The sequence below is a fragment of the Frigoribacterium sp. Leaf44 genome (genome assembly GCF_001421865.1).
GTDB lineage: Bacteria > Actinomycetota > Actinomycetes > Actinomycetales > Microbacteriaceae > Frigoribacterium.
The window spans coordinates 262000-286669 of the sequence record NZ_LMLG01000006.1 but is presented as its reverse complement, the minus strand read 5'-3'; the positions used below and the strand labels follow the sequence as shown (position 1 = coordinate 286669).

Here is a 24670-nt window from a genome sequence, read left to right as displayed (position 1 = left end):
ATATGCCGCACCACCGTCCCTACACTGGGCGAATGGCCGACGAACTCACCGACGAGGAGTGGGTCGTCTGGGACTCGTTCTACGCCATGAGACGACGGCTCGACCGTGCCCTCGAAGTCCGCCTCCAGAGCGACTCGGGCGTCTCCGCCCCCGAGTACGAGATCCTCGTCGGCCTCGGTCGCAGCAGCGACCGGCGCTCGCGCGTGCGCGACATCGCCGAGCAGATCGGCTGGGAGAAGAGCCGGGTCAGCCACCAGGTCACCCGCATGGAGCGCCGCGGGCTGGTGCGTCGCACCGAGTGCGCGTCCGACGCGCGCGGCACCTGGGTCGAGCTGACCCCGGACGGCCGTCGGGCCATGCTCGCCGCGACCCGAGGCCACACGGCCGCCATCAAGAGGTACTTCGCGGACGTGCTCGGGGCGGACGCCGAGGTCGTCCAGGCGTTCTCGGGCCGCGTGCTCGAGGCGATCGGCACGGACGCGTCGCCCGACCCGCAGGGCTGACCCGCGCCTCCTCGGCGTCCCGACGCGGACGCGTGACCGTCTCGGCCGACGACCGCGTCAGTGGGAGCGGTGGTCCTGGATGGTCATGCGCGGGCCGAACCTCGGCTTCGAGAACCCGCTGCCCGTGATCAGCCGCATGACGCGTTCGCGGTGGCCGCGCCAGGGCTCGAGCAGCTCGAGCATGCCGTCGTCGTCGACGGGACGACCGATGAGCGCCCACCCGACCACGGCGGGCAGGTGGTAGTCGCCCACGCTGGGACTGTCGGGGTCGCCGTGGGCCCGCTGGGTCGTCTCGGCGGCGGTCCAGACGCCCACGCCCGGGATCGACCGGAGGCGCGTCGAGACCTCGTCGCCACCCCGACCGACGGCGAGCGTGCGCTCGAGTGCGGGTGCCACCGCGCAGACCCTCATGACGGTCGCCGACCGCTGGGGACCGACACCGGCCCGGTGCCACTCCCAGCTCGGGATGCGCCGCCAGCCCTGGGCGTCCGGCGGGACGACGAGCCCCTCGGGCGCCGGACCGGGCGCCGGCGTGCCGTGACGACGAACGAGTTCGCGCCAGGCGCGCCAGGCCTCGACGCTCGTGACCTTCTGCTCGAGGACGGCGGGGACGAGCATCTGCAGCACCTGGTTGGTGCGGGTCAGCCGCAACCCCGGCAGCCGTCGGCGGGCGTCGGCGAGGAACGGGTTGGCCGAGACGTCGAGGCCCGACCAGTCGTCGCCGCGGCCGAGCAGCTCGGGCACGTTCTCGATGGCCCACTCGGCGCCCGGCCCCCAGGCGCTCGCGCCGACCGCCGAGGAGGCGCGGGTCGGGGTGACGCACAGGGTCGCCTCGCCGAGGGGCGTGCGCACGCCCCGCCACACGCTGCCCCCCACGACCCGGAACGTGGGATCGCCCGAACCCCGGCCGAGGGGCCTCAACACGGCCCGGACGTCGAGGGGACCGTCGGGGTGGTAGACGGTGTCGACCCGGGACGCAGCGGGGGCCGGCACGGAGTTGTCCATGCCGCGATCGTAACCCCGGCCGCCGACACCGACGGGGTCTTCCGAATGTTCAACGTCTGTGCAATATTTAAGGCATTCATGCCCCATGCCAGGTCGAGGAGGACACCCGCGCGCGATGACGAGCACCACGAGACTCACCACCCACCGGATCGTGGTGGCACCACCGCGGCCCGGCTCCGCCACCCGCCCGCGGCACCACCGGGGTGACGCCCACGACCCCCTGGCCGTGGCGACCGTCCCTCGTGCCCGTCGCGCGACGGCTCGTCGCCTGAAGCGACTCGTCGACGCCGTGGGATCGGCCCTGGCCCTGCTGTCCCTCGCCCCCCTCTTCGCGCTGCTGGCCCTCGCGATCGTGCTCGACAGCCCCGGCCCCGCGCTCTTCCGTCAAGAGCGGTGCGGTCTCGGTGGCCGCCCCTTCACGCTGCTGAAGTTCCGGTCGATGCACGCCGAAGCAACGACCGAGCACCCGATGCCGGGGACGAACGACGCGGACGGGCCGCTCTTCAAGCTGCGGGCCGACCCGAGGGTGACCCGCGTCGGGCGCCTCCTGCGGCGGCACTCGCTCGACGAGCTGCCCCAGCTCGTCAACGTGCTGCGGGGCGAGATGAGCCTGGTGGGGCCCCGCCCCGCCCTGCCCCGCGAGGTCGACCAGTACTGCGGCCGCGCGAGGGCCCGCCTCCTCGTCCTGCCCGGGCTCACCGGCCCGTGGCAGGTCGGCGGCCGTTCCGATCTCGACTGGGACGCCGGCCTGCGACTCGACCTCGCCTACGTCCACGCGTGGACGCCGTCGACCGACGCCCGCGTCCTCGTCCGGACGATCGGGGCCGTCCTGCGGCCGACCGGCGCCTACTGAGGCTCCACCGCCTCGATGTCGATCGAGGCGAGCAACCCGCGCACGGCCTCGGCGCGGCGACGGCCGTCCGGGCCACCTGCGACACCGGACGCTCGCTCGAAGGCCTGCCACGCCCCGGGGCGGAGACGGCCCTGGCTGGCGACCACGGCGTGCGCGAGTCGCGGCTCGAGTCGGTCGACCTCGCGGGCGAGGGCGCCGACTTGCGGCACGAGGGCGACCCGTCGGGCCTGCCGCATCAACCACGAGAACGCCGCGAGGGTGATCGGCTCGCTCCCGTCCGGCAGCGCCACGTCCCGCGGGGCCACGGCCACGGACACGGGCACGGCCACGGACACGGACCGATCGAGCGGGCCGACCGCCGACGCCGACGGGTCCCCCCGGAGGGCCGACCAGGCGAGCAGTCCCGAACACAGGCGCCGCGCCTCCTCGAACGAGGCCCGGTCGGGTCGGGCCACACGGGTGTAGCGATTGGCGGCCAGCTCGACGACGCCCACGTCGCTGAGCCGCTCGAGTGCCGCTCGGATGGGCGTGCGCGACACCCCCAACCAGGCGATCAGCTCGTCGTCGACGAGACGCTCGCCCGGGCCCAGGGTGCCGTCGAGGACGACCTTGAGCAGCGCGTCGTGGACGTCGTCGCTCAGGAGGCGCGGTGCCCGGAACGACGCGGCCGTCACCTCGGTCGCCCCCACGACGCCCGGCTCACGACCGGGTCCGACGACCCCCCGTGCCCCCGGGGCCGACGTCGGGAACGAGGCCACGGCGGCCGCCGCGGCGAGGCGCGCGGCCTCGACGACACCCGGGGCGTCGCCCCGCTCGACCGCCGCGGCGGCGAGGTCGAGGGCGCGGGCGAGCCCGGTCGGCAGCCCGGGCGGCAGCGCCCGCAGGTGGTGACGCAACGGCAGGCCGACGAGGCGCAGCCGTTCGGCCGCCAGCCCGCCGGAGAGCCCCCGGTCGAGGGCGTCGGCCATCGGCCCGACCAGCTCGGCGAGACGGCCGGCAGCCCCGGCCCCTTCGGCACCCGCGCCGCTCGACGCCACCGCCCGCAGCTCGGCCGCGAGTCGGGCCCGATCGGGGTCGTCCGACGCCGCGACGAGCCCGTCGGCCTCGGCGGCGACCATCGCGCAGGCCGTGGCGAACAGGTCGGCCGCCTCGGCGGCGCAGGGCACGACGACGCGGGTCGCCCGCTTGGAGCTGGTCTCGACGAGTCGCAGGTCGCCGAGCTTCGCCAAGGCGACCCGGATGGGCGTGCGCGAGACGCCGAGCCACCGTTCGAGGTCGACGTCGCGCAGGCGCTCCCCCGGTGACAACGTGCCGTCGAACACGGCGGCGAGCAGATGGTCGAAGACCGCGTCCTTGTGCAGCCGGCGCGGGATGACGGGTCGTGCGGTGGCGGGGACGGGCATGGTGACCTCTCGGTGGCGCGTGGCATGTCTCATCCCATGATGAGGCATGCATGCCTCGTGTCGCCAGCACCCAGGGCGGCGAGGTGCAACTACAGTGAGCCGGTGGCCACACCCAAGATCGTCCTGTTCTACCTGTTCACCCCGTTGGCCGACCCCGACGCGGTACGGCTCTGGCAGCGCGAACTGGCGGAGGCCCACGGGCTCACCGGGCGGGTGATCGTGTCACGCCACGGCATCAACGGCACCCTCGGCGGCGACCTGCCCGAGGTGAAACGCTGGCTGCGCCGCACCCACGAGTACGCACCCTTCCGACCGCTCGAGGTGAAGTGGAGCGAGGGCACGGGGGACGACTTCCCGCGGCTGTCCGTCAAGGTGCGCGACGAGCTCGTCACGTTCGGCGCCCCCGACGAGCTCGAGGTCGACGAGCACGGCGTGGTGGGCACCGGCGAGCGCCTGTCGCCCGACGAACTGCACGAGCTGGTCGCCCGGGAACACGTCACGTTCTTCGACGGACGCAACGAGTTCGAGTCCCGCATCGGGCGGTTCCGGGGGGCCGTCGTGCCCGACGTCGACACCACCGGCGACTTCGTCGCCGAGCTCGACAGCGGACGCTACGACCATCTGAAGGACGAGCCCGTCGTCACCTACTGCACGGGCGGGGTGCGCTGCGAGGTGCTCTCGTCGCTGATGACGGCCCGCGGCTTCTCACGGGTCTACCAACTCGACGGTGGCGTCGCGCGGTACGGCGAGCGCTTCGGCGACGACGGCCTCTGGGACGGCTCGCTCTACGTCTTCGACGGTCGCGGCTCGGTCGAGTTCAGCGACCGCGCGGCCGTGATCGGTCGCTGCGAGGTCTGCGGCACCGCGACCAGTCGCATGCAGAACTGCGTCGACGTGCAGTGCCGAGTGCAACTCGTCGCCTGCGACGGGTGCGGGGCACGAGGCGACGTGACCTGCGACCGGCACCGCGCCTCCTCGGTCCTCGCCGCCGACGGGGCCCCGGCGCGGTGACGACCGACGGACCCCCGGTGCTGTGACCTCGGTCGAGGCTCCGGCGTAGGGTCCCCGGCATGACTGAGACCAACGACATCAAGAAGATCGGCGAGGTCCTCGACGCGGGCCGCATCGGCATCCTCACCACGCAGAGCAGCCACGGCCACCTCGTGAGCCGCCCCCTCGCGCTCGTCGACCGCGACTTCGACGGCAAGGTGTACTTCTTCACTCGCGACCCCTCTCCCAAGGTCGACGACGTCAAGGCGCACCCGCAGGTGAACGTCGCCGTCGAGACCGGCAAGGGCTACCTGTCGCTCGCGGGCAAGGCGTCGATCGTGAAGGACTCCGCGCTCATCGACGAGCTGTGGACGACCGGCGCCGAGGCCTGGTTCGACAAGGGCCGCGAGGACCCGACCGTCGCCCTGCTCGAGGTCGACGTCGACACGGCCGAGTACTGGGTCAGCAACGAGCCGAAGGCCGTCACCCTCTTCAAGTACGCCAAGGCGGCCGTGACCGGCGGACACCCGAAGAACGTCGCCGACACCGGCACCGTCTCGCTCTAGCCGAGGAGGCGCGGCGCGGGTCGTGCGGGACGGCTCGCGCCTCCGCCGACCCGCGTCCGGTGACGGTCCCCGCACGGTGTCGGCCCGCGGACGGTGCCGGGCGGGGCGCATGCCGCGCGGTGGCCGGCCGGATCAGCCGCAGGTGACGGTCTGGCCGTCGCCGTTCACGTAGTCGCCCGGACCGAGCTGGGCGCAGGCCGTCGCGAGTTGCGAGTAGTAGTCGAGTGCGGCGATGCCGTACGCGAGGCTCAGGACGATGACGATCGAGGCGATCACCATGCCGGTCAGGGCGAGGGTGGCCGGTCGGCCGGCGACCCGGGCGCGTCGAGCGGCCACGATGCCGAAGACCAGGCCGAGGGGCGCGAAGAAGACGCCGAAGACGATCGACGCGATCGCGAGACCACGACCCTCGTCGTCGGTACGGGGCGGCGCTGACGACCAGTCGTCGTCGGCCGGGAAGAAGTACGAGCCGAGGCCCGCGTTCTCGGGCCGGGCGTCGGGCGTGGAGACGGTGTCGGGCGTGGACCCGGGCGGCGGCGCCCAGACCTGGCGACCGTCGGAGTCCCACGTCGGCGCGGCGGCCTGCCCGCCGACGGGCGGCCCGCCGACGGGCTGCGTCGAGGTGGGCTGCGGGAAGAACGGCTGCTGCTGTCGCGTGGCGGGCATCGACGGTGCGCCGGAGGGATCGAGCGGCCAGCCGCGATCGGCCACGCCCGCCTCGGGGTGCACCGGGCGAGGCGGACCGAACGGGAACTCGCCCCGGTCGGGCTCGGTCGGCGTCGGCCGGGCGAAGCGTGCCCACGGCGACGGCGGACGCCCCGGCTGCTCGTTGCTCATGCAGGCGAGGGTAGTACGGCCGCCTGCGCGACCGGGCAGGGCGGCGACCGGCCCCGTGGACAGGTGCCGCGCCTCCTCGTGGTCCATGATGGGTCTCGACCTCGGCCCGTCGATCGGGCCCTTCGATGCGATGGAGCCCCTCGATGCGAATCGGAATCCTCACCAGCGGTGGCGACTGCCCCGGTCTCAACGCGGTCATCCGCGGTGCCGTGCTCAAGGGCACGCAGATCCACGGACAAGAGTTCGTCGGCTTCCGCGACGGCTGGCGCGGCGTCGTCGACGGCGACGTGATGCCCCTCACCCGCAAAGAGATCCAGGGCATCGCCAAGCAGGGCGGCACGATCCTCGGGACGAGTCGCACGAACCCGTTCGAGGGCGACGGCGGCGTCGACCGCATCGCCGAGAACATGGAGCGCTTCGGCATCGACGCCATGATCGCCATCGGCGGCGAGGGCACGCTGGCCGCGGCCAAGCGGCTGACGGACGCCGGACTCAAGATCGTCGGCGTGCCCAAGACCGTCGACAACGACCTCGGGGCGACCGACTACACCTTCGGCTTCGACACCGCGGTCCAGATCGCCACGGACGCCATGGACCGCCTGCGCACCACCGGCGACTCGCACAGCCGCTGCATGGTCGCCGAGGTCATGGGTCGACACGTGGGCTGGATCGCCCTGCACTCGGGCATGGCCGCCGGTGCCCACGCGATCCTCATCCCCGAGCAGGCGACGAGCATGGACCAGATCGTCGAGTGGGTGCAGTCGGCCTACGACCGGGGGCGCGCACCGTTGGTGGTCGTCGCCGAGGGGTTCGTGCCCGACCACGAGAGCGACGTGCACTCCGAGCGCGGCCTGGACGCCTTCGGCCGACCGCGCCTCGGCGGCATCGGCGAGCGCCTCGCCCCCGTCATCGAGGAGCGCACGGGCATCGAGACCCGCGCCACGACGCTGGGGCACATCCAACGCGGCGGCACGCCCACGTCGTACGACCGCGTGCTCGCCACACGGCTCGGCATGGCGGCGAGCGACGCGGTGGTCGAGGGACGCTGGGGCCGCATGGTCGCCCTGCGAGGCACCGAGATCGTCCATGTCTCGTTCGAGGAGGCGCTCGACAGCCTCAAGGTCGTCCCGCAGAACCGCTACGACGAGGCCGCGATCCTCTTCGGTTGACGGGAGCGGGGGGGGATCGGGCAGGTCGTGGGCGGGGTCCCGTGGAGCCGTCGTCGCCTCGTCCCCAGGGCCGGCCACTCCGGCGTCATCCCGGGGTCCGTCGCTCAGGCGATGTGCGCCCGGCCGGACTCTGACAGGCTCGACACATGATCACGTTCATCGTGGTGGGGGCGATCGGACTCCTGCTCCTGCTCGTCAGCATCGTCGTGGGCGACTTGCTCGACGTCTTCGACGTCGGCGACGGGCTCGTCTCGGGCGTCGCCCTGGGTGCGGCGCTGGCCATCTTCGGGCTCGCCGGGGTCGTCACGTCGCAGACCGACCTCGCGGCGGGGTGGACGTACGCCGTCGCCGTGGGCATGGCCCTCGTGGCCCTCGTGTTGATCCAGCTCGTCGTCCGCCGCGTGACGCGCCGCGAGAGCGGGGGCCACTGGTCGCCCGTCGGGTTCGTCGGCGTCACGACCGAGGCCACCGGCCCGGCCGGCGGCGAGGTGCGGCTCGACGACGTCCGCGAGCTCGAGCGGCGGCTCGCGACCAGCGACGCGCGCATCGAGCGCGGCGTCCGCGTCCGCGTCGTGGCCGAGAACGGCCCGCGCGTGCAGGTCGAGGCGCTCGACGCCGACGACGCCTCCGCGTCGCGTGATCCCCAGACCAACTGAAAGGAAGCCCCGTGGACTTCATCTCCTCCAACGTCAGCGTCGTCGCCATCGTCGTCGCCGTCGTCATCGTGCTCGCCCTGCTGTCGTTCGTCGCCAGCCGCGTCCGCCGCGTCCCGCCGAACGAGGCGCTCATCGTGGTCGGCCGTGGCGCCGAACGATCCGAGGGCGGGGGCATCTCGAGCCCGCAGAAGGTCATCATCGGTGGCCGCACCTTCGTCTGGCCCATCTTCCAAGAGGGCTTCAAGCTGTCGCTCGAGCAGTACCAGACCCCGGTCGAGGTGCAGGCGATCGACGCCAACTACATCCGCACCGCGGTCAAGGCGACGGTCAACTTCAAGGTGACCGGCACCGAAGACGGGGTGCGCCGCGCCGCCCAGCGCTACCTGCTGCAGCAGCAGCAGCTCCCCGTCATCGTGCAGCAGTCGCTCGAGGGGTCGATCCGCGGACTCATCGGCGGCCAGCCGGTCGACGACCTGGTCAAGAACTTCTCGCGCCTGGCGGCCGACGCCGTGAACGAGACGAAGGGCGAGCTCGCCGAGCTGGGCCTCCAGATCGAGACGATGAACATCCGCGAGATCGAGACGCCGGGCAGCACCTACCTGGCCGACCGTGGTCGCGCCGAAGCGGCCGTCGCGAAGCAGAACGCCGACGTCGCCGAGGCAGAGGCCGAGCGCATCGCCGCCCTGGCCCGCATCGGCAACACCCAGCAGACGGCCGAGCGCCAGCTGCAGCTCGACGTGCGCCAGGCCCAGATCAAGGCCGAGACGGACCGGGCACAGGCCGAGGCCGCCGCCGCGGGTGAACTCGCCCGGGCCATGCAAGACAAACTGGTCGCCGAGCAAGAGAGCATCGCCGTCGCCGAGCAGGCCAAGGTCAACCAGGAGCGACTCAACATCGAGGTCCGTCAGCCCGCCGAGGCCGCGGCCTACGCGTCGGTGCAGAACGCCGAGGCCGAGCGCGACGCGGCCAACGCCGCCGTCGAGGCCGAGGCGTTCCGCCGCACCCAGCTCGCCGACGCCGCCCGCAACGCGGCCGAGAACGAGGCCGCGGCGGTCGAGGCCGCCGGTCGGGCCGAAGCCGCGGCGATCAAGGCCAAGGGTCTCGCCGAGGCCGAGGCGGTCGACGCCCTGGCCGAGGCGCAGGGCAAGTTCGGCCAGGCGGCGCTCGCGTCGCAGGTCATCTCGCGTCTGCCCGAGATCGCTCGCGAGATGGCGGCCCCGATGGGCAACATCGACGCCCTGACGGTGGTCTCCACCGACGGCGCCAACGAGCTGACCAAGTCCGTCGCCAACAACATGACGCAGCTGCAGGACGTCGTGAAGGCCACGACGGGGCTCGACCTCGTCAGCGCGCTGGGTGGCTTCCTCGGGGGCAAGGCCGGGGCGTCCGGCCCCGTCGACCGCCCCTGACCTCCCCTGGCCTCGCCTGATCGCGCCCGCGTAGCCTCGGTCCCATGCGTGCGATCGTGGTCGAGAAGGGCAGGGCCGCCGAGCTGAGAGAGCTCGACGAACCGGTCGCCGGGCCGGGTGACGTCGTCGTCGACGTCACCTGGTCCGGCGTCAACTACAAGGACGGGCTCGCCCTGCGCGGCGACCCCGGGGTCGCCCGGGTCGATCCACTCGTGCCCGGCATCGACCTGGTCGGCGTCGTGGCCTCTTCGGGCTCCCCACGCTTCGCACCGGGCGACGAGGTGCTCGTCAACGGTGCCGGCCACGGCGAGACCAGGCCCGGCGGCTTCGCCGAGCGCGTCGTGGTCGACCCGGGCAGCGCCGTGCTGGTCCCCCGCGGCATCGATGCTCGGCGTGCCGCCGCCATCGGCACGGCGGGGTTCACGGCGATGCTCAGCGTCCTCCGGCTCGAACGCGACGTCCGCCCCGACGACGGCGACGTCGTGGTGACCGGGGCGGCCGGAGGCGTCGGGTCGGTGGCGATCGCGGTGCTGAGCCGCCTCGGGTACTCGGTCAGCGCCTCCTCGGGTCGCGTCGCCGAGCAGGGCGACTACCTCCGCTCGCTCGGGGCCTCCACCCTGATCGACCGAGACGAGCTGTCCGGCGCGGGCAAGCCGATGCAGCGGGCCCGCTGGGCCGGCGGCGTCGACTCGGTCGGCAGCCACACCCTCGCCACCGTCCTGGCACAGACCCGCTGGGGCGGCACCGTGACGGCGTGCGGGCTCGCCCAGGGGGCCGACCTGCCGACGACGGTGCTGCCCTTCATCCTGCGGGGCGTGACCCTGGCCGGCGTGAACTCGGTGGACGCGCCGCTCGACCTGCGGCAGCGTGCCTGGGACCGGCTGGCGCGAGACCTCGACCTCGACCTGCTCGACTCGATGACCGACGAGGTCGCCCTGGCCGACGTCGTGGACGCCGGCGAGGCGATCCTGGCGGGTCGGACCCGAGGCCGGACGGTCGTGCGGGTCGGCGCATCGCGAATCTAGAACTCCGGATCACCCATACGTACTCAGCCCACGGGTTTATGCTCGACATGTCGGCGACCGGTTCAGGGCCGGGTCGACGAACCCGACCGACCGCGGTGCCCCGCACCGACGACCGTTGCCACCCATCCGCACACACGACGGAGGCCCCCGATGCCGATCCCCCAGAACGACGACCAGACTCCCGCTCCCCGCCGCCTGCTGCGCGACGTCGTCTACGACAAGATGTTCGCCGCGATCATCGACGGCACCCTCGAGTTCGGCGAACGCCTGAACGACGACCAGCTCGTCGCCTGGCTCGGCGTCTCCCGCACGCCCGTCCGCGAGGCCATCGCCAAGCTCGCCGACCAGGCCCTGGTCGACATCGAGGCCAACCGTTACACGCGCATCGTCGACCCCTCGTACGGCGAGTTCGTCGACACCGTCGACGTCGGTTACGCCGTCTGGTCGCTCTTCGTCGAGCGGGCCGTGCCCAAGCTCGACAAGGCCCAGCGTGCCGAGGTCGTCGGCCTGCTCGACACCCGGGCCAAGGCCTTCAAGGCGAAGAAGGAAGAAGACATCGCGGGCCTCGTACGGGCCAACGAGATCCTGCTGGCCGCGGCCGACAGCGAGTCCTTGACGCGCCTGTGGTCGAACACCGGCCCGCGCCTCCTGCTGCTGCTGCGTCGCCCGTCGGCCAACGGCATCTTCGACTACCCGCAGGCCCACGCGTTCACCGTCGCGTTCCGTGACGCCGTCAAGGCGGACGACGCCGAGGCGGCGGCCGCCGCCGTGCGCGAGCAGCCCGCGCGCCTCCAGGGCCTGTTCGACCAGGTGCGCGAGGCGGGCATCTACCGCGCGTGACCTCAGCTCCCCCCGCGGCCGCCCCGGCGCCGCCCGTGCTCGACGTCGTCGACGCACGGGTGACCCGGGGCGGTCGTGATCTGCTGCACGACGTGTCGTTGCGAGTCGAGGCCGGCCAGCACTGGGCTCTGATCGGCCCCAACGGAGCCGGCAAGACCACGCTGCTGACGCTGTGCGGTGCGCTCGGCCATCCGACCGCCGGCACGGTCGACGTCCTCGGCCGACGCCTCGGACGCGTCGAGCTGAGCGAGCTCCGCCGTCACATCGGCCACGTCGACCCCCGCCACCGCATGGTGGGCGACAACACCGTGCGCGAGGTCGTGCTGAGCGGCTTCACCGGCAGCAGCGACCCGGTGCCCCGCTGGTCCCCCACCGACGAGCAGGAGGCGCGGGTCGTCGACCTCGTCGCGAGCGTCGGCCTCTCGTCCCGCATGCCTGCACGGTGGAGCGTCCTGTCCCAGGGCGAACGTGGTCGGGCCCTGATCGCCCGCGCCCTGGTCTCGGAACCGGCCCTGCTGCTGCTCGACGAACCGGCGACGGGACTCGACGTCGCGGCGCGGGAACACCTGCTCGACACCGTCGACGAGCTGCGCACGATCCACCCCGGGATGGCCTCGGTCACCGTCACCCACCACCTCGAGGACCTGCCGAGCAGCACGTCGCACGCCCTGCTGCTGCGCGACGGCGGGATCTTCGCCACCGGCCCGGCCGACGACGTGCTGACGTCCGACCTCGTGTCGGGGGCGTTCGACCACCCGCTCGTCATCGACCGGGCCGACGGTCGCTGGTCGGCCCGGGCCCGCCGCCGCTGACCCGCCCGGTGCATCACGGCGCCCCGCGCAGCCGCTGCCGGAGTGCCCGCCGCCGGCCCACCCGGCCAGTCGGCCAGTCGGCCAGCCGGCCACCCCGCCACCCCGCCACCCCGCCACGATGTAAACAACCCGCCAAGAAATGATGTGGCGGGTTGTGCACCTCGTGGCGGGATGCGGCGGAGCAGGCATGGCCCCGAGTGACGGGCAGGCGAGCCGGGCGCGCAGAGCCGGCCGAGCCCCCGGCGAGCCGGAACGGAGGCGCGGCGCGCGCTCGGGCGGGCTAGTGCGGCGCCTGCGCGGCCGCGGCGGCCTTGGCCGCGGCGGGCACGGCGTCGAGGATGCGCGACAGCACGTCGTCGTCGTGGGCCGCCGTGACGAACCACGCCTCGAACACCGACGGCGGCAGGTTGACCCCGGCGTCGAGCATGGCGTGGAAGAACGGCGGGTAGCGCCAGGTCTGCTGGGCGCGGACGTCGTCGTAGTCGTTCGGTGCCGTCGGCGTGAAGGCGAACGAGAAGAGGGACCCGGCGCGCTGGACGCTGTGCTCGACACCCTCGGCCGACAGGGCGGCCGAGACACCGGCCGACAGCTGGTCGGCAACGGTGTCGAGCCGGGCGTAGACCTCGGGCGTCGCGAGCCTGAGCGTGGCGATGCCCGCGGCGACGGCCACCGGGTTGCCGCTGAGCGTGCCCGCCTGGTACACCGGCCCGAGCGGGGCGAGGAAGTCCATCACCTCGGCACGTCCACCCAGGGCCGCCAGGGGCATGCCCCCGCCGATGACCTTGCCGAACGTGACGAGGTCGGGCTCCCACCCGGCGCCGTCCGGGACGACCTGGGCGGCCTCGAGACCCCACCAACCCGCGCGGCCCACACGGAAGCCGGTGAGCACCTCGTCGACGATCAGCAGCGAGCCGTGTCGTCTCGTGATCTCGGACAGGCTGCGGTTGAAGCCACGCTGCGGCGCGAGGACGCCCATGTTCGCGGCAGCCGCCTCGACGATGACGGCCGCGATGCGCGGGCCGTGCTCGTCGAAGGCCGCGCGCACGGCGTCGAGGTCGTTGTAGGGCAGGACGAGCGTCTGGGCCGCGGTCTCGGCCGTGATGCCGGCCGAGCCGGGCATCGACAGGGTGGCGACGCCCGAGCCGGCCTCGGCCAGCAGCGAGTCGGAGTGCCCGTGGTAGTGCCCGGCGAACTTCACGAGCAGGTCGCGACCGGTGTAGCCGCGGGCGAGACGGATGGCCGTCATGGTCGCCTCGGTGCCGGTGGACACCATGCGCAGCTTGCCGATCGGACGCTGGTCGCCGACGGCGACGCGTTCGCGGACCAGTTCGGCGAGTTCGGTCTCGGCCGGGGTCGACGCCCCGAACGACAGGCCGCGCGCGGCCGCCTGCTGCACGGCCTCGAGCACCTCGGGGTGGGTGTGCCCGAGGATCGCGGGGCCCCACGAGGCGACGAGGTCGACGTAGTCGCGCCCCTCGGCGTCGGTGACGTACGCACCCTGGGCGCCCACGAGGAACCGGGGCGTCCCGCCGACGGAGCCGTAGGCGCGGACGGGCGAGTTCACGCCGCCCGGGATGGACCGCTTGGCCCGGGTGAAGTAGGTGTCGTTTCTCTGCTCGGTCATCAGAACCGCTCTTTCTGGAGGCGCGTGGCCAGTTCGGTGGCCCAGTACGTCAGGATCGCGTCCGCCCCCGCCCGTTTGATCGACAGGACGCTCTCGTACGACGCGGCGTCGAGGTCGATCCAGCCGTTCGCGGCGGCCGCGTGGATCATCGCGTACTCACCGCTGATCTGGTACGCCCAGACGGGCACGGTGCTGGTCGCGGCGGTCTCGGCGAGGACGTCGAGGTAGCTCATGGCCGGCTTGACCATGACGACGTCGGCACCCTCGGCGATGTCGAGGTCGACCTCGCGGAGGCCCTCGCGCCCGTTGGCGGCGTCCATCTGGTAGGTGCGGCGGTCACCGACCAGGGTCGACTGGACGGCCTCGCGGAAGGGGCCGTAGAAGGCGGAGGCGTACTTGGCCGCGTAGGCGAGAAGTGCCGTGCCGCCGAAGCCGGCCTCGTCGAGCGCGTCGCGGGCCGAGCCGATCTGGCCGTCCATCATGCCGCTCATGCCGATCAGCTGCGAGCCGGCCTCGGCCTGGACGACCGCCATCTCGTCGTAGCGGACCAGGGTGGCATCGTTGTCGACCGAGCCGTCGTCGGCGAGGACGCCGCAGTGGCCGTGGTCGGTGAACTCGTCGAGGCAGAGGTCGGTCTGCACGACCAGCGCGCCCTGTGCGGCGTCGACGGCCACGCGGGTGGCCACGTTGAGGATGCCCTCGGGGTCGGTCGCGCCCGATCCGACGGCGTCCTTCTCGAGGGGTACGCCGAAGAGCATGACCCCGCCGACACCGGCCTCGGCGGCCTGCTCGACGGCCCGGGGCAGGCTCGACAGGCTGTGGTGGACGACGCCCGGCATGGACGAGATCGGGGTGGGTTCGTCGATGCCTTCGCGGACGAACATCGGCAGGACGAGATCGGCGGGGTGCAGGCGCGTCTCGGCCGTCAGGCGGCGCAGGGCGGGGGTGGCGCGGAGGCGGCGGGGCCGCACTCGGGGGAAATCGGACATCAGTCCTTCTCGGTGGGGGGCGTTCCGGCGGACGGGCCGTCGAGGGCGTGGTCCACCACGGCCTCGACGAGGGCGGCCGCCGATCGGGTCTCGGCGATCAGGTGCACGGGCAGCCCCGCGGCACGGGCGTCGAAGGCGGTGCGCGGGCCGATGCACGCGACGAGGGTCTGCGGGGGCAGGGGCGCCAGCTGGGCGGCGATCTGACGGGCCACGCTGCCCGAGGTCACGAGGAGGACGCCGATCGAGCCGTCGGCGACGCCGTCGCGCACCTCGGCCGAGACGGGCACCCCCACCGTGCGGTACGCCGAGACGAACTCGGCGTCGAACCCGCGGGCCGACAGCCCGGCGACGAGGGTCGGCTCGGCCAGGTCGGACTGCGGCACGAGCACGCGACCGGTGACCTCCTCGGCCGGCCACTCCTTCACGAGTCCGCGGGCCGAGTTGTCGCCCTCGGGGACGAAGTCGACGCGGATGCCCGCCAGGCTCAGAGCGGCCGCGGTGGTCTCGCCGACCGCGGCGACGCGGGTCGACGCCGGGGGCCGGATGCCGTTGCCGACCAGGACGTCGACCGTCGTGGCGCTCGTGACGACGAGCCACTCGTAGACGCCGGACTCGAGGCGGGCCAGGGCGGCGGCGAGCAGCTCGGGCGTCTCGGCCGGGGCGAAGTTGATGAGGGGGGCGATCACCGGCGCGGCACCGCGCGACCGGAGCGAGGCCGCGACCCCGTCGCCCCACTTGCCACCGCGCGGCACCAGGACGCGCACGCCCTTGAGCGGCTTGTCGGCGGTCACGAGGCGCTGCCCAGGGGGTCACCGCCGGCCGGTCCGCCACCCAGCGGGGCGAACTCGGCCGCACCGGAGTCGAGCAACTCGTCGACGACACGGCCGGCGACCTCGTGGACGTCGGCGAGACGTGCGACGAGCGGGCCGTCGTCGAGGGAGACGGCATGCGACGAGCTGAGGCGTCGGCTGCCGTCGGGGCTGTAGACGGTCGCGCTGAGCAGCAGCAACCCGGCGTCGACGACCGCACTGGCACCGACGGGTGCCGCGCAACCGGCCTCGAGGCCGGCCAACACGGCCCGCTCGGCCGTCACCACGAGACGGGTCTCTTCGTCCTCGATGGCGGCCAGACCGCGGGCGAGTGCCTCGTCGGCGTCGCCTTCGCGGACCTCGACGGCCAACGACCCCTGGCCGGGCGCGCTGGGCCAGAAGCCGAGCCCCAGCAGTTCGGTCGCGGCGTCGAGGCGGCCCAGTCGGCCGAGACCTGCCGCGCTGAGCAGCACGGCGTCGAGGTCGACGCCGACGCGACCGAGCCGCGTGTCGACGTTGCCGCGGATGTCGACGACCTCGAGGTCGGGGCGTCGCGAGAGCAGCTGGGCGGCACGACGCGGTGACCCCGTGCCGACGCGAGCCCCCTGGGGCAGTCCCTCGAGGGTCAGTCCGTCACGGGCGCAGAGGGCGTCGCGGGCGTCCGCGCGTCCGGGCGTCGCGCCGATGACGAGACCGGGGTGCGTGGCGGTGGGCAGGTCTTTGAGCGAGTGCACGAGCGCGTCGCACTCGTCCGCCAGGAGCGCCTCACGCAGGGCGCTGGCGAACACGCCGGTGCCCCCGAGCGACGCGAGCGACTCGCCGGTGCCCTGCGACCTGTCCCCCTCGGTCTTGATGCGGACGAGCTCGACGTCGTGGCCGGTCGCGGCGGCGATGCGGTCGGCGACGGTGGTCGACTGGGCGACGGCCAGGGCGCTGCCCCGGGTTCCGATGCGGATGGTCGCCACGGGGTCAGGGCACCAGCCCGGACAGGGCGGGCTTGAAGCCGAGTCGCACGTTCTCGCAGCAGCCGGGACGACACACGTCGTACCACGGCCCGAGATCGGTCACGTGGGGGCGGTCTTCGGCCGGCACGCCGTCACGACGCTCGAGCACGAGGTCGACCAGCCCGGTGACGTAGTTCGGGTCGATGCCCGGCGTCGGGGTGCGCGTCGCCCAGAAACCGTTCTTCTCGCTGGTCTCCATCGCCTCGTTGTCGAGGTCCCACATGACCTCCATGTGGTCGCTGACGAACCCGAGAGGCACGATGACCACGGCACGGGTCGGGCCGCCGGCCAGGTCGTCGATGGCGTCGTTGATGTCGGGCTCGAGCCACGGCATCGAGGGCGGGCCGCTGCGCGACTGGTAGACGAGCTGCCAGGGGACGGTCGTGCCGCCACCCTCGGGCAGGTCGAGGTCGAGTGCGGCCTCGGCCGCGGCCATGACGACCTCGGCGACGGCCTTGTGCTGGGCGGCGTAGGCGCCGTCGGCGTCGAAGCCGCGCGCCTCGGGGCCGCTCTTGGCCGCGTCGGTCGACGGGATCGAGTGCGTCGCGAACAGCACCTGGACCTCGGTCGACAGGTCGAGGCCCTCGTTCTCGGCGCGAGCCTCGACCAGCGCGTCGCGCACGCCGTCGATGAACGGCTGCACGAACCCGGGGTGGTCGAAGAACTGGCGCACCTTGTCGATCTGCATGGTGCCCTCGAGCCCGGTGGCGTCGAGCGCCATGGCGAAGTCCTCGCGGTACTGGCGGCACGAGCTGTAGGACGAGTAGGCGCTGGTCGCGACCGCGATGAGCTTGCGGAACCCGCGCTCGTCGGCCTCACGCACGGCGTCGGCCATGTAGGGCTGCCAGTTGCGGTTGCCCCAGATGACGGGCAGATCGATGCCGCGTCGCTCGAGTTCGGCCTCGAGGGCCGCCTTGAGCTCGCGGTTGTGCTCGTTGATCGGGCTGACGCCGCCGAAGTGGCGGTAGTGGGTCGCGACCTCTTCGAGCCGTTCTTCGGGGATGCCCCGACCGCGCGTGACGTTGCGCAGGAACGGGATGACGTCGTCCTGCCCCTCGGGCCCGCCGAAGCCGGCCAGCAGGATGGCGTCGTAGTCGGTCGGCTCGGAGACGTGCTCCGGGCCGGAGGCCGCGGCGGGGGTGGCGTTGCGGACGAGCTGCCCGTTGGTGATGTTGCTGGTGTCGGTCACGACAAGACCTCGATGATGTCGGTGGTGGGGATGCGTCGGCCCGTGAAGAACGGGATCTCTTCGCGGACGTGGCGGCGGGCCTCGGTGTAGCGCAGGTCGCGCATGAGGTCGACCAGTTGGACGAGCTCGGGAGCCTCGAGGGCGAGGATCCACTCGTAGTCGCCGAGCGAGAAGCTGGCGACCGTGTTCGTCAGGACCGCGCGGTGCTCGGAGCCCTGCTTGCCGTGCTCGGCGAGCATCTGGCGGCGCTCGGCCTCGGGCAGCAGGTACCACTCGTAGCTGCGGACGAACGGGTACACGGTCAGCCAGGTCTCGGGCGCCTTGCCCCGCATGAAGGCCGGGCTGTGGTTGCGCGAGAACTCGGCCTCGCGGTGCATGCCCATGGCGTTCCAGGTGGGCAGCAGGCCGCCCAGCACGTCGGTGCGCAGCAGTTGCCGGTAGGCCGACTGGACGGCCTCGGGCACCTCGCCGTGCAGCCAGATCATGATGTCGGCGTCGGCCCGCAGGGCGCTGACGTCGTAGAAGCCGCGCACGGTGACGCCGAGCCCGGCGAGGGCGTCGACGACGGCGTCGAGCTGCGGGACGTCGTCGAGCTCGGGGGCGTAGGGGTTCTGCGGGTCGCGACGCAGGACCGCCCAGAGCGTGTAGCCGAGGCGTTCGACGGGCGGCGGGGTGCTCGCCGCCTCGTCACCGGACTCGGTCTGGACGGGTGCTGCGGGTGAATCGGACGTCGGCAGATCGGGCGCTGCCGCATCGGCGCTGGAACTCATGCAGTCATTCTCCCTCTCGGCACGCTGGGAGCCCAACCAGGTTGCTCCCGGTCGAGCGAACGGGTCCGGGTGCTCGTCGGGGACGAGCCGTCGGGCGAGCCCGGCGACCGGTCAGCGGCGCTTGACGACCGCGACGACGACGCCCGCGACGGCCAGGGCGCCCGCCCCGGCGGCGGCGAGCCACGGGGTCTTGTCGCGGTCGAACGACGCCTTGGCGCGGTGCCCGGCGATGCCCAACTGCTTGGGCACGTTCAGTTTGTCCTCGAGCTCGTTTAGGGTCGCGGCGAGCTCGGCGCGCGTGCGGTCGATGTGGGCCTGGATGTCGCTGCTGTCGCTCACGGTGCTCCTGTCGGGAACGGGAAGGGTGGGGGTGTCGAGGAGGCGCGTCAGCGCTCGTCGAGGCGGGCGCCGGGGATCGACCCCACGCCCTTGACGGCCTTGAGGTCGACCTTGAGGCTCGCGATGGTCTTCTCGGGAACCGCGGGGAGCCCCTTCTTGATGGCCTTGTACCCGAGGAACGCGAGCAGGGCCGCGACGAGCAACAGCACGCCGGCGACGATGAGGGCCGAGGCCCAGCCGGGAAGCCAGATGGCGAGCAAGAGGACGATGCCGGTCAGCAGGACGCCGAGCATCGCGAAGACGAAGACCAGGGCCCCGACCAGGAAGCCGGCACCGATGCCGAAGGCCTTGAGCGTGCCGATGACCTCGTACTTGAGCAGGGCCAGCTCGCCCTTGACCAGGTCGGTGACCAGCGTGGGGACGTCCTGCACCAGGGCGAAGAGCGATCGCGGCCTGGTCTTGTGCCGCACCTTGTCGCTGCGCGTCGAGTCGGTCATTTCTTGCGGCCGCCGCCGAAGGCCTTGGAGATGCCGCGGGTGATGCCCGTGACGACGGCGTCGACGCCGTCGGCCGTCTTGGCACCGGCGAAGTCCTGGCCCTTGGCGACCTGGCGCTGCACGGCCCGGCTGTTCCAGACCTTGGACGCCCTCTCGGTGATCTGCTCGTACCGGTCGTGGCCGGCGCGGGCGCCCAGCACGAATCCGACAGCGGCTCCGGCGACGAAGATCAGTTTGCCTCGCACGGGGGACTCCATTCGTGGTCGTACGCGCGACGGCATGTGCCGCACACGTCCCTCCAATGTAGCCCGAGGCGGGCGGCCGACGCCCGCGCCGGACCGAAGCGGTCCGACCCCGAGGCCTCAGTCGCGGGACGGGCGCGACGAGAGCGCCGCCCCCAGGGTGGCGGCCTGACGACGCGAGTGGGCGACGATCGCGGCGAGCCCGCGGCCCGCCACCGCGCCTCCGGCCTGGACGACCTCGACCACGGGCTCGGTGACGGCCGCCGCCTCGGCCCGGCGCGGGGCGTCCCAGGTGGCCCGGCCGAAGCCGACCAGGTGACGCTCGGCGAGGTCGACGCCGAGCAGGGTCGACGCGTCGGCGAGCGCCGCGTCGCGCACCTCGACGTCGGGCGTGCCGCGGTCGACGACGGGTGAGTCGAAGCTGAGCCGCAGGACGTGGCGTCCCCCGGCGAGCTCGGCCAGCCAGCTCCACTTGACGGTCGCGTGGGTGAGGGCCTTGGCGCGCAGTCCGGTCGAGCCGGGGGCGACGAGCACGCCCGTGCCCCGGGGCGCCGCGTCGAGCTCGGGCCGGTCGACGACGAGGGTCGCGAGGGTGATCGCTCCGGGCGGCACCGAGGAGGCGCGGGTCGTCAGGGCCACCGCGTCGTGGTCTCCCACGGCCAGCACGACCCGTCTCGCCCGGACGTGCTCACCGCCGGCGGTCTCGACGCTCGTCTCGTCGATCGAGCGGACGCGGGTGCCGAGACGGACGTCGACGCCGTGCCGCTCGAGGTCGGCGACGATCGGGTCGACCAGACGCGCGAGGCCGCCGCGGATGCCCGCCACCGCCGAACCGGCCGGGGCCAGGGCCCGCAGCCCGAGCACGGCGGCGGCGAGGCTGCCCTCGCGCTGCAGGGCCGAGCGCAGCCCGGGGGCGACGCGGTCGACGGCGAGGAGGTCGGGGTGGAGCGAGTGGACGCCCGAGACGATGGGGCTGACGAGCCGGTCGACGACCGCCTCACCCATGCGGGCGCGGACGAGACCCCCCAGGGTGGTTTCTTCGGTCCCGACCTCGGCCGGCAGGTCGGCGTCGGCGAGTGCGCGCCTCACCCCGTCCTCGCCGACGACGGCCCGGACGTCGGCGGCGGACGGATCGCCGGGGATGCCGAGCAACCCCGTGCGCGGGATCGGGAACGACTCACCGTCGGCTTCGTGCAACCAGGCGCCGCGGGGGTCCGGCAGGACGATGTCGTCGCCGAGACCGAGTTCGGTGGCGAAGCCGGCGACCGTGCCGCCACGGGTCGCGAAGCTCTCGGCGCCGGCGTCGAGCGCGATGCCGGCGACGACGTGTCGCGAGACCTCGCCGCCGAGACGGTCGGACGCCTCGAACAGGACGACGCTCAGCCCGGCGGCGGCCAGGTCGCGGGCGAGCACGATGCCGCCCATGCCGCCGCCCACCACGGCGACGTCGACGACGGCGCCCGGGGTGACGACGGGCGGGGTCACAGCGTGTGGGCGAGCTCGACGATGCGGGTGAGCACGTCGGGGTCGGTGTCGGGGCTGACGCCGTGGCCGAGGTTGAGGACGTGCGCCGGGGCCGCCCGACCACGCTCGACCACGTCGCGGACGTGCGCCTCGAGCACGGCCCACGGCGCCTGCAGCATGGCCGGGTCGATGTTGCCCTGCACCGGGGTCGAGCCGCCGAGGCGACGCGAGGCCTCGTCGAGCGGGATGCGCCAGTCGACGCCGACGGCGTCGGTGCCGACGTCGCGCATGGCGGTCAGCACCTCGCCGCTGCCCACGCCGAAGTGGATGCGCGGAACGTCGAGGTCGGCGACGTGCGACAGCGCCCGGGCCGAGTGGCGGGCGACGTGCGCGGTGTAGTCGGCCAGCGAGAGCGACCCGACCCACGAGTCGAACAACTGGGCGGCGCTCGCACCCGCCAGGACCTGCGCCCGCAGGAAGGCGCCGGTCACGTCGGCGGCCCAGGTGAGCAGGGCGTCCCAGGTCTCGGGGTCGCTGTGCATCAGGGCGCGGGCGCGGATGTGGTCCTTCGACGGCCCGCCCTCGACGAGGTAGGCGGCGAGGGTGAACGGTGCACCGGCGAACCCGATCAGCGGCGTGCTGCCGAGCTGCGCGACGGTCTGGGCGACGCCCGCGGCGATCGGGGCCAGCGCCTCCGGATCGAGGGGCCGCAGGGCCGCGACGTCGGCCGCCGTGCGGATCGGCGTCTCGAGCACCGGCCCGCGACCCGGGACGATGTCGACCGCGACGCCGGCCAGCTTGATCGGCACGACGATGTCGCTGAAGAAGATGCCGGCGTCGACACCGTGACGGCGGACCGGCTGCAGCGTGATCTCGCTCGCCAGGTCGGGTGTGAGGCAGGCGTCGAGCATCTTGGTGCCGACGCGCAGCTCGCGGTACTCGGGCAGCGAGCGCCCCGCCTGGCGCATGAACCACACCGGCAGCGTCTCGGGCCGGTCGCCGCGCAACGCGCGGACCAGAGGCGAACGCGTCGTGAGGCCGGCGGCCAGCGGGTGCTGCTCGGGCAGGGCGGAGGTCTGGGTCACGTGGTCGATTGTCCCATCGCCCGCTGGACGTCGCGTCGAGGCGACCCACCGCCGGCCCCGCCACGGCGGGACCGTCTCGGCCGGGTCGCCTCGAACGCGTGAGCGGACGAGGAGGCGCGGGTCAGGAGACCGCGACGACCATCTTCCCGACGTTGTCGCCGCGCATGAGCCCGGTGAAGGCGTCGAACGCGTTGTCGATGCCCTCGACGACGGTCTCGTCGTACACGACGTCGCCGGCGGAGAGCCAGGGGCCCATCTCGGCCTGGAACGCGGGTGCGAGGTGGCGGTAGTCGCCCAGCGTGAAGCCCTTCATCGTCAGACCGCGGGTGACCATGTTCGTCATCCCCGTGATGCCGACCGGGGCACCGGTCGAGTTGTAGTTCGCGATCGAGCCGCAGAGCGCGGCGCGGCCGCCGGTGCGGAACGAGGCGAGGGCGGCCGACAGGTGGTCGCCGCCGACGTTGTCGAAGTAGAGGTCGATGCCGTCGGGCGCGGCCTCGGCGAGCAACTCGGAGACGTCGCCGTCCTTGTAGTTGAACGCGGCGTCGAAGCCGTACTTCGAGGTCAGCAGCTCGACCTTCTCGGCCGAGCCGGCGCTGCCGATCACGCGCGAGGCTCCCTTGAGGCGCGCGATCTGGCCGACCATGGTGCCGACGGCCCCGGCGGCGCCCGAGACGAAGACGACGTCGCCCTCGCGGATGCCGGCGATCTCGGTGAGGCCGACGTACGCCGTGAGGCCCGTGAGGCCGAGCACGCCCAGGTACGCCGACAGGGGCACGCCGTCGACGGGCTGCACGGCACGGAATGTGGACGCGCCTCCCTGGGCCACGTCCCGCCAGCCCTGCTCGTGGAGCACGACGGTGCCGACCGGCAGGTCGTCCGACCGCGACTCGACGACGCGGCCGACGGCACCGCCGGTCATGGTCTCGCCGAGGGCGAAGGGCGGGACGTACGACTTCACGTCGTTCATGCGACCGCGCATGTAGGGGTCGACCGACAGGAACTCGTTCTGCACGCGGACCTCGCCGTCGCCCAGCTCGGGCAGGGTCACCTCGACGCGGGCGACGTCGTCGGGGGTGGGCTCGCCGTGCGGGCGGGCGACGAGCTGCCACTGGGTGCTGGTGGTCGAGGTCATGGTGTCTCCTTGGTTCGATGCGGTGCGGGCCGGTGGCCGGAATGCGGCCCCGGGCTCCGTTGTTGCAAGCTGCAACCGTGGTGTGGCATTCCCGGCCACTCGACGTCGAGTCAACGCCCAGCCGAAAACGCCGATCAGAGTTAGGATCACTCAGTGCTCATCTGCCTCACGGCGTCCCACCAGAACGCCAGCTTCGACCTCCTCGAGAGGCTGAGCATCGGCGCACCCTCGGCGGCGGGCACCCTGGTCGACGGCAGCGACTTCGTCAGCGGAGCGGTCGTGCTCGCGACCTGCAACAGGTTCGAGGCCTATCTCGACGTCGACGAGCCCCTCACGGCCGGCAGCGCCCTCGCCGTCGAGGCCACGATCGAGACCATGAGCACCGCCAGCGGCGTCGAGCCCGACGACCTGCGCGACAGCGTGCGGGTCATCACGGGCGACGAGGTCGTCGAGCACCTCTTCGCCGTCAGCTCGGGCCTCGAGTCGGTCGTCGTCGGCGAGGACGAGATCTCGGGCCAGGTGCGGCGTTCGCTCGAACGCGCCCGCCACGACGGCACCACCTCCCGCGACCTCGAGCGCCTCTTCCAGAAGGCGTCCCAGACCTCGCGCGGCATCAAGAACCAGACGAACGTCGGAGGCGCGGGTCGCTCACTCGTGCGCCTCGCCCTCGAACTGGCGTCCTCACGGGTCACCGACTGGTCCGAAGCGCGCGTCCTCATCGTGGGCACCGGCCAGTACGCCGCCACCACCGTGGCCGCCCTCCGCGACCGCGGCGCCGACCAGCTCGCCGTCTACTCGGGTTCGGGCCGCGCCGAGTGGTTCGGCCTCAAGCACGCCGCGACGCCCTACGACGACCTCGCCACCGCCGTCGCCTGGAGCGACGTGCTCATCACCTGCACCTCGACCACCGAGCCGGTCGTCACCCGCGACGTCGTGCAGCCCGGCGGTCGCCGCCTCGTGATCGACCTCGGCCTGCCCCGCAACGTCGACCCGCTCGTCTCGGGCGTCGAAGGCGTCGAGCTGCTCGACCTCGAGACCATCAGCCTGCACGCCCCGTTGCCCCAGCTCAGCGCGGCCGACGACGCCCGCGCCCTCGTCTCGTCGGCGGCCGCCGAGTTCCAGGCCGTCGCCGCCGAGCAGTCGCTCACCCCGTCGGTCGTCGCGCTGCGCAAGCACGTCTTCGACCTGCTCGACGCCGAGATCGAACGGGCACGGTCGCGCGGCGACTCGTCCGAGCGCACCGAGTCGGCCCTGCGGCACCTCGCCGGCGTCCTGCTGCACACCCCCTCCGTCCGGGCACGCGAACTGGCCCGCGAGGGCCGGGGCGACGAGTTCCGCGACGGTCTCGAGGCGCTGTTCGGCGTGACCGACGGGCGCCGCGCCTCCTCGTCCTCGCCGCTGCGCGCGATCGACGACGAGCGTCAGGCCTCGGCGGGCTGACCGCCGTCGCGACAC

26 protein-coding genes are annotated in these 24670 nt (G+C 73.1%); 11 read left to right on the top strand and 15 right to left on the bottom strand.

Going from position 1 to position 24670, the window contains the following annotated elements; all coding sequences use genetic code 11:
* Window positions 1-32: 32 nt before the first annotated feature.
* A complete protein-coding gene (locus ASE87_RS09835; RefSeq protein ID WP_043593230.1) occupies window positions 33-503 on the top strand; it encodes a MarR family winged helix-turn-helix transcriptional regulator in 471 nt (156 codons plus the stop codon).
* 57 nt (window positions 504-560) lie between these two features.
* Here ASE87_RS09835 and ASE87_RS09830 read toward each other — a convergent pair whose 3' ends face one another.
* On the bottom strand, window positions 561-1508 hold the full coding sequence (locus ASE87_RS09830; protein WP_056228127.1) for a DNA-3-methyladenine glycosylase: 948 nt from the start codon (window positions 1506-1508) through the stop codon (window positions 561-563).
* A 115-nt stretch (window positions 1509-1623) separates the two neighbouring features.
* Here ASE87_RS09830 and ASE87_RS09825 point away from each other — a divergent pair, with 115 nt between their 5' ends.
* Window positions 1624-2361 carry a sugar transferase gene (locus ASE87_RS09825; protein ID WP_235472265.1) on the top strand — a complete coding sequence of 246 codons (738 nt, stop codon included), beginning with the start codon at window positions 1624-1626 and terminating at the stop codon, window positions 2359-2361.
* Here ASE87_RS09825 and ASE87_RS16115 read toward each other — a convergent pair.
* Complete coding sequence (locus ASE87_RS16115; protein ID WP_056228124.1) at window positions 2355-3764, bottom strand: GntR family transcriptional regulator; 1410 nt, start codon at window positions 3762-3764, stop codon at window positions 2355-2357. The two genes, ASE87_RS09825 and ASE87_RS16115, sit on opposite strands and share 7 nt — an antisense overlap.
* Window positions 3765-3866: 102 nt before the next feature.
* Between ASE87_RS16115 and ASE87_RS09815 the strand changes: the two genes are divergently transcribed.
* Complete coding sequence (locus ASE87_RS09815; RefSeq protein ID WP_056228121.1) at window positions 3867-4775, top strand: rhodanese-related sulfurtransferase; 909 nt, start codon at window positions 3867-3869, stop codon at window positions 4773-4775.
* 59 nt (window positions 4776-4834) lie between these two features.
* A complete protein-coding gene (locus ASE87_RS09810) occupies window positions 4835-5320 on the top strand; it encodes a pyridoxamine 5'-phosphate oxidase family protein (RefSeq protein WP_056228118.1) in 486 nt (161 codons plus the stop codon).
* 132 nt (window positions 5321-5452) lie between these two features.
* Here ASE87_RS09810 and ASE87_RS09805 read toward each other — a convergent pair whose 3' ends face one another.
* Entirely contained in the window at window positions 5453-6157 is a 705-nt protein-coding gene (locus tag ASE87_RS09805; protein WP_157489804.1) for a hypothetical protein, read from the bottom strand.
* 143 nt (window positions 6158-6300) lie between these two features.
* Here ASE87_RS09805 and ASE87_RS09800 point away from each other — a divergent pair, with 143 nt between their 5' ends.
* The 6 genes from ASE87_RS09800 to ASE87_RS09775 all read left to right on the top strand — a co-directional run bounded on the left by ASE87_RS09800 (window position 6301) and on the right by ASE87_RS09775 (window position 12068).
* Entirely contained in the window at window positions 6301-7326 is a 1026-nt protein-coding gene (locus tag ASE87_RS09800) for a 6-phosphofructokinase (protein WP_043596536.1), read from the top strand.
* A 146-nt stretch (window positions 7327-7472) separates the two neighbouring features.
* A complete protein-coding gene (locus tag ASE87_RS09795) occupies window positions 7473-7982 on the top strand; it encodes an NfeD family protein (protein WP_056228112.1) in 510 nt (169 codons plus the stop codon).
* A gap of 11 nt (window positions 7983-7993) precedes the next feature.
* On the top strand, window positions 7994-9391 hold the full coding sequence (locus ASE87_RS09790) for an SPFH domain-containing protein (RefSeq protein ID WP_056228108.1): 1398 nt from the start codon (window positions 7994-7996) through the stop codon (window positions 9389-9391).
* A 44-nt stretch (window positions 9392-9435) separates the two neighbouring features.
* Window positions 9436-10416, top strand: coding sequence for an MDR family oxidoreductase (locus ASE87_RS09785; protein WP_056228104.1), 981 nt, complete (start codon window positions 9436-9438; stop codon window positions 10414-10416).
* Window positions 10417-10566: 150 nt separating this feature from the next.
* The gene (locus ASE87_RS16500) at window positions 10567-11256 is read left to right on the top strand and encodes a GntR family transcriptional regulator (protein ID WP_052505395.1); all 690 of its coding nucleotides are present in this window, start codon (window positions 10567-10569) and stop codon (window positions 11254-11256) included.
* Complete coding sequence (locus tag ASE87_RS09775; protein ID WP_200925466.1) at window positions 11253-12068, top strand: ABC transporter ATP-binding protein; 816 nt, start codon at window positions 11253-11255, stop codon at window positions 12066-12068. The genes ASE87_RS16500 and ASE87_RS09775 overlap by 4 nt, the downstream gene beginning before the upstream one ends.
* Window positions 12069-12348: 280 nt before the next feature.
* On the opposite strand, the gene hemL is transcribed toward ASE87_RS09775, so the two are convergent.
* The 12 genes from hemL to ASE87_RS09715 form a co-directional block, all read right to left on the bottom strand.
* The gene (gene hemL / locus ASE87_RS09770) at window positions 12349-13692 is read right to left on the bottom strand and encodes a glutamate-1-semialdehyde 2,1-aminomutase (protein WP_056228101.1); all 1344 of its coding nucleotides are present in this window, start codon (window positions 13690-13692) and stop codon (window positions 12349-12351) included.
* Window positions 13692-14681, bottom strand: a complete 990-nt coding sequence (gene hemB, locus ASE87_RS09765) for a porphobilinogen synthase (RefSeq protein ID WP_056228098.1) — start codon at window positions 14679-14681, stop codon at window positions 13692-13694. The genes hemL and hemB overlap by 1 nt, the downstream gene beginning before the upstream one ends.
* Window positions 14681-15472, bottom strand: a complete 792-nt coding sequence (locus tag ASE87_RS09760; protein WP_056228095.1) for a uroporphyrinogen-III synthase — start codon at window positions 15470-15472, stop codon at window positions 14681-14683. The genes hemB and ASE87_RS09760 overlap by 1 nt, the downstream gene beginning before the upstream one ends.
* Window positions 15469-16455 (bottom strand): hydroxymethylbilane synthase, encoded by a 987-nt coding sequence (gene hemC / locus ASE87_RS09755; protein WP_056228093.1) that lies wholly within the window; start codon window positions 16453-16455, stop codon window positions 15469-15471. Before hemC ends, ASE87_RS09760 begins: the two co-directional genes overlap by 4 nt.
* A gap of 4 nt (window positions 16456-16459) precedes the next feature.
* On the bottom strand, window positions 16460-17683 hold the full coding sequence (locus tag ASE87_RS09750) for a ferrochelatase (RefSeq protein WP_082059997.1): 1224 nt from the start codon (window positions 17681-17683) through the stop codon (window positions 16460-16462).
* On the bottom strand, window positions 17680-18453 hold the full coding sequence (gene hemQ / locus ASE87_RS09745; protein ID WP_082059998.1) for a hydrogen peroxide-dependent heme synthase: 774 nt from the start codon (window positions 18451-18453) through the stop codon (window positions 17680-17682). Before hemQ ends, ASE87_RS09750 begins: the two co-directional genes overlap by 4 nt.
* 111 nt (window positions 18454-18564) lie before the next feature.
* Window positions 18565-18792 carry a DUF3618 domain-containing protein gene (locus ASE87_RS09740; RefSeq protein ID WP_043595223.1) on the bottom strand — a complete coding sequence of 76 codons (228 nt, stop codon included), beginning with the start codon at window positions 18790-18792 and terminating at the stop codon, window positions 18565-18567.
* Between the two features lie 47 nt (window positions 18793-18839).
* The gene (locus tag ASE87_RS09735; RefSeq protein WP_056228091.1) at window positions 18840-19289 is read right to left on the bottom strand and encodes a phage holin family protein; all 450 of its coding nucleotides are present in this window, start codon (window positions 19287-19289) and stop codon (window positions 18840-18842) included.
* Entirely contained in the window at window positions 19286-19534 is a 249-nt protein-coding gene (locus ASE87_RS09730) for a hypothetical protein (RefSeq protein WP_043595360.1), read from the bottom strand. Before ASE87_RS09730 ends, ASE87_RS09735 begins: the two co-directional genes overlap by 4 nt.
* Before the next feature lie 117 nt (window positions 19535-19651).
* Window positions 19652-21016, bottom strand: a complete 1365-nt coding sequence (locus ASE87_RS09725) for an NAD(P)/FAD-dependent oxidoreductase (protein ID WP_235472264.1) — start codon at window positions 21014-21016, stop codon at window positions 19652-19654.
* Complete coding sequence (gene hemE, locus ASE87_RS09720) at window positions 21013-22080, bottom strand: uroporphyrinogen decarboxylase (protein ID WP_056228088.1); 1068 nt, start codon at window positions 22078-22080, stop codon at window positions 21013-21015. Before hemE ends, ASE87_RS09725 begins: the two co-directional genes overlap by 4 nt.
* Window positions 22081-22201: 121 nt before the next feature.
* Complete coding sequence (locus tag ASE87_RS09715) at window positions 22202-23215, bottom strand: NADP-dependent oxidoreductase (protein ID WP_043595229.1); 1014 nt, start codon at window positions 23213-23215, stop codon at window positions 22202-22204.
* A gap of 153 nt (window positions 23216-23368) precedes the next feature.
* On the opposite strand from ASE87_RS09715, the gene ASE87_RS09710 reads away from it, so the two are divergent.
* Entirely contained in the window at window positions 23369-24655 is a 1287-nt protein-coding gene (locus tag ASE87_RS09710; protein ID WP_056228084.1) for a glutamyl-tRNA reductase, read from the top strand.
* Window positions 24656-24670 lie beyond the last annotated feature (15 nt).

Coding starts and splice junctions, on each gene's coding strand:
- ASE87_RS09835 (WP_043593230.1), top strand. CDS start 33: ATGGCCGACGAACTCACCGACGAGGAGTGGGTCGTCTGGGACTCGTTC.
- ASE87_RS09830 (WP_056228127.1), bottom strand. CDS start 1,508: ATGGACAACTCCGTGCCGGCCCCCGCTGCGTCCCGGGTCGACACCGTC.
- ASE87_RS09825 (WP_235472265.1), top strand. CDS start 1,624: ATGACGAGCACCACGAGACTCACCACCCACCGGATCGTGGTGGCACCA.
- ASE87_RS16115 (WP_056228124.1), bottom strand. CDS start 3,764: ATGCCCGTCCCCGCCACCGCACGACCCGTCATCCCGCGCCGGCTGCAC.
- ASE87_RS09810 (WP_056228118.1), top strand. CDS start 4,835: ATGACTGAGACCAACGACATCAAGAAGATCGGCGAGGTCCTCGACGCG.
- ASE87_RS09805 (WP_157489804.1), bottom strand. CDS start 6,157: ATGAGCAACGAGCAGCCGGGGCGTCCGCCGTCGCCGTGGGCACGCTTC.
- ASE87_RS09800 (WP_043596536.1), top strand. CDS start 6,301: ATGCGAATCGGAATCCTCACCAGCGGTGGCGACTGCCCCGGTCTCAAC.
- ASE87_RS09795 (WP_056228112.1), top strand. CDS start 7,473: ATGATCACGTTCATCGTGGTGGGGGCGATCGGACTCCTGCTCCTGCTC.
- ASE87_RS09785 (WP_056228104.1), top strand. CDS start 9,436: ATGCGTGCGATCGTGGTCGAGAAGGGCAGGGCCGCCGAGCTGAGAGAG.
- ASE87_RS16500 (WP_052505395.1), top strand. CDS start 10,567: ATGCCGATCCCCCAGAACGACGACCAGACTCCCGCTCCCCGCCGCCTG.
- hemL (WP_056228101.1), bottom strand. CDS start 13,692: ATGACCGAGCAGAGAAACGACACCTACTTCACCCGGGCCAAGCGGTCC.
- hemB (WP_056228098.1), bottom strand. CDS start 14,681: ATGTCCGATTTCCCCCGAGTGCGGCCCCGCCGCCTCCGCGCCACCCCC.
- hemQ (WP_082059998.1), bottom strand. CDS start 18,453: ATGAGTTCCAGCGCCGATGCGGCAGCGCCCGATCTGCCGACGTCCGAT.
- ASE87_RS09735 (WP_056228091.1), bottom strand. CDS start 19,289: ATGACCGACTCGACGCGCAGCGACAAGGTGCGGCACAAGACCAGGCCG.
- ASE87_RS09715 (WP_043595229.1), bottom strand. CDS start 23,215: ATGACCTCGACCACCAGCACCCAGTGGCAGCTCGTCGCCCGCCCGCAC.